We start from the raw sequence: 3628 nt of genomic DNA on the forward strand, positions 1-3628 counted from the left end.
GGGGACGACCGGGCTGTTCGGGTGTGGGACTTGAGTGGGCTGGGGGAGGGGGAGAGCGCGCGTGCTCTGGGCAGTCCCTTGATCGGGCCTGCGGAGTCGGTCACCACGCTGTGTGTGGGGGAAGTCGACGGCCGTACAACCCTGTTGGTGGGAGACAACAGCGGACTGCTGAGCATGTGGGACCTGGCGGAGCGGCGTCAGATCGGCCAACCCGTGGTTGCTCACCGGTACTTCGGGGCCAGCGGGGTCCGATCCGTCGTATTCGGACGCTTCAACGGGGGCCCGGTCGCGCTCACTTGCGGACGCAAGGAGACCAGGCTGTGGGAACTGCCGGGCCTGCGCCCGGTCGGCCCGCCGCTGCGCGGCCACGTGGACCAGATCCAGGCCGCCGCGTTGGCCTCTCACACCGGCACCTCGCTGGCGGTCACGGTCGGCCGCGACCGTACGGCCCGGATCTGGGACCTCTCCGCCGACCAGCCGGAGGAGAGGTACAGCGGACAGGTCCACAGCGTCGCCCTGTACCAGACGGGTGACATGGCGGTGGTGATCACTGGAGGCGGGGACGGCACGGCCCGGCTCTGGGACCTGAGTGGGAACGTCCCGGTCGGGGCGCCCATGGTGGGGCACTTCGGGAGGGTGCGGGCAGTGGCTCTCGGTAATGTCGAGGGACGCCTTGTCGCGCTCACCGGGGGAGAGGACACGGAAGTCAGGGTGTGGGACGCGCTGACAGGCGCGCCCATGGGGGAGCCGCTGACCGGACACACCAACTCCGTGCGGTGCGTCGCTCTGGGGGTTCTGCGTGACACGCCGGTCGTCGTAAGCAGCAGTGGGGACGGCACAGTTCGTGTCTGGGACTACGTGACCGGGCGCCTGCGGACACCTCCTCTGGCGGGACACATCGGCGGCGTGCAGTACATGGCCGTACGCGCGGTCGGCCAGGGCATGGAGATCGCCGTCGCGACCGCCCTCGGACATGCCTACTTCTGGCGGGTCACCGGGCCCCGAATCGGTTCGCCGGAAGCGCACTTCGACCTCAAGAAGCTCTCTCTGAACGTCGACGCGATCGGAGTGGCTTTCCTCGACGATCGTCCGGTGGTTCTGTCGACGTACGAGGGAAACGGCGTCCACATCTACGACATCGTGACTCGCGAATCCGTGGGGCCCCCGCTCCTTGGACACACTGACTGGGTCTTGCGCGCGAATCTTGCCAAAGTTCAGAACCGCACCCTGGTGGCCTCCGTCGGCTCCGACGACACCGTGCGAGTGTGGGACCTGGCTACAGGGAGCCCGCTGGGGCCTGCGCTCGAAGGTTCGGCCAGGGTGTCGGAGGCGAAGACGTGTCCCGCACCGGCTCTCGGGACGGTCAACGGCACACCGGTTGCCGTGAGCGCCGACAACCGGCAGGTGCGCGTGTGGAACCTGGCGACCATGCTCCCTTCCGGCGAGCCGTTGAGCGGGGCCGACCGGAGTCTCCGCTCGGCGGACATTGTCCAGCTCTCCGGCAGCCGTTCAGCTTTGGTGACTGGCAGCTACTTCAGTGGCATCCGGTTGCACGCCCTTGAGGACGGCCGGCAGATCGCGCCGCACATCACCTCCACCGGCTCCGGGCTCTACAGCATGGCGACCACAAGTGCAGGAGGCTGCCCGGTGATGGTCACGAGCAGTTGGTCGGGCGTCGATGTATGGGCACTGGAACCACGCGAGCGGTTGATCAGGCGCTTCGGCACCACGTGGGGAGCCTTGCCGCACACACTGGGTGGTGGAACGTTCGTGGTCTCCGTAGCGGGTGATTTCACCCTGCACACCTGGGAGTTGGACACCCAAGCCCCGTACGGCCCTCCCATGACGGGCCACACTGCCCGCGTCACCGCCCTCCGCAGCGGCCCACCCGGCGCCGAACACCTCCTCGCCAGCGCCTCCCTCGACGGCACAGTCCGCCTCTGGGACCTCCGCACCGGCGCCCCCGCCGCACCCCCGATGACGGACCACGCCATGGGAGCCCGAAGCGTCGACTTCCTCCGCCTCGACTCCACCGACCTCCTCGTCTCCGGCGCAGGCGACGGCACCCTCCGCTTCTGGCACCCCCTCACCGGCGAACCGGCAGGCCATCACCTCGCCCCGTTCCCGTCCCCCGTCCGAGCCCTGGTCTGTGCCGAGGTCCACGGCACGCCCCTCCTCGTGGCCGGCGACGGCTTCGGGCTCCTGCGGATCTGGAACACCCGGGACGCCGGCTGGACGACGGAGTTGGACGTCGGCAGCGGCATCAACGACATCGCCGTTGCAGAAACCGGTTACGTCTGTCTTGCCACCGAGATGGGAGCCGTAGCACTGGGCCTCGCCTCGGCCGACCCCGGAGAGAGCCCATGACCCGCGTCGTCCTGGTCCACGGCATAGCCCAGCAGCACAAGGGCCCGGAGAGCCTGCTCACCGACTGGTACCCGGCGCTCAGCGACGGAGTCACCCTGAACGGCGGCGAGTTGGCTCGCGAGGACGTGGCGATGGCTTTCTACGGCGATCTGTTCCGCCTCCCGGGCCACCGGGGTGTGGGGGTGCCGGACTGGGACGCCTCGGACGTCGAGGAGGGCCTGGAGGAAGACCTCCTGCTCGCTTGGTGGGAGGCGGCGGCGAAGGCCGAACAACCCGTACCGGGGCCGGAGTTGGCGGCCAGGGCCCGCACACCTCACCGGGTGCAGCGGGCCCTGGACGCCCTGAGCCACTCGGCGTTCTTCGCCGGGCTCGCCGACCGGCTCCTGATCTCGGACGCCCGCCAGGTACGCCGCTACTTCACAGAACCGGACGTCCGCGCAGCGGTCCGCGCCCGCCTCCTCGACACGCTCAGCGAGCGGACGGAACTGGTGATCGCGCACTCCCTCGGCTCGGTCGTCGCGTACGAAACCCTGTGCGCGCACCCGGAGTTGCCGGACCTGACACTGATCACCCTCGGCTCGCCCCTCGCCGTGCACGGCCTGGTCCTCGACCGCCTCGACCCGCCCCCGTACGTGGACCGGGCCCGCTGGCCCGCCTGTGTCACCCGCTGGACGAACATCGCCGACCGGGGCGACGCCGTCGCCCTGAACAAGGAACTCGCCCCGGTCTTCGGCCCCCGGGTCACCGACCGCCTCGTGCACAACGGCGCGAAGGCACACGACGTACGGCCGTACCTCACGGCACGGGAGACCGGCGAGGCGGTCGCGGCGGCGCTGCGGCGTTAGGGCTTGGGCCGTGTGCGGGGAAAAGGCCGCCGCCGAAAAGGAGTTCGCGCTCGCTACCGCGTTGCACAAGGATTTCCGGCATGACCTCACTCATACGGCACACCACGATCGACTCCCACGACGCCTTCGCCCTCGCGACGTTCTGGTCCCAGGTGCTCGGGCACCCCCTCCAGGACGAGGACCGCCCCGGCGACCCCGAGGCCCTCATCGCCGGCGCGGGGCTCCTCTTCCTCGCCGTCCCCGAGGGGAAGTCCGTCAAGAACCGCGTCCACTTCGACCTCCAGCCGCAGGACCGGACCCGCGACGAGGAGGTGGAGCGGCTGCTCGGACTGGGGGCGAAGCTGGCGGAGGACCACCGGAAACCCGACGGGACCGGGTGGGTGACACTGCTGGACCCCGAGGGCAACGAGTTCTGC

3 protein-coding genes are annotated in these 3628 nt (G+C 69.8%); all 3 read left to right on the forward strand.

Annotated elements, in window-relative coordinates:
* Positions 1 to 147 precede the first annotated feature (147 nt).
* Positions 148 to 2367: a WD40 repeat domain-containing protein gene (locus tag AOK24_RS19420; RefSeq protein ID WP_240554005.1), complete on the forward strand. Its 2220-nt coding sequence runs from the start codon at positions 148 to 150 to the stop codon at positions 2365 to 2367.
* Positions 2364 to 3212 (forward strand): hypothetical protein, encoded by an 849-nt coding sequence (locus AOK24_RS19425; protein WP_055721337.1) that lies wholly within the window; start codon positions 2364 to 2366, stop codon positions 3210 to 3212. Before AOK24_RS19420 ends, AOK24_RS19425 begins: the two co-directional genes overlap by 4 nt.
* Positions 3213 to 3292: 80 nt before the next feature.
* Positions 3293 to 3628: VOC family protein (locus tag AOK24_RS19430; RefSeq protein WP_055721338.1), on the forward strand; the 336-nt coding region annotated here is incomplete at its 3' end.

The sequence above is a fragment of the Streptomyces niveiscabiei genome, assembly GCF_001419795.1.
GTDB classification, from domain to species: Bacteria; Actinomycetota; Actinomycetes; order Streptomycetales; family Streptomycetaceae; genus Streptomyces; species Streptomyces niveiscabiei.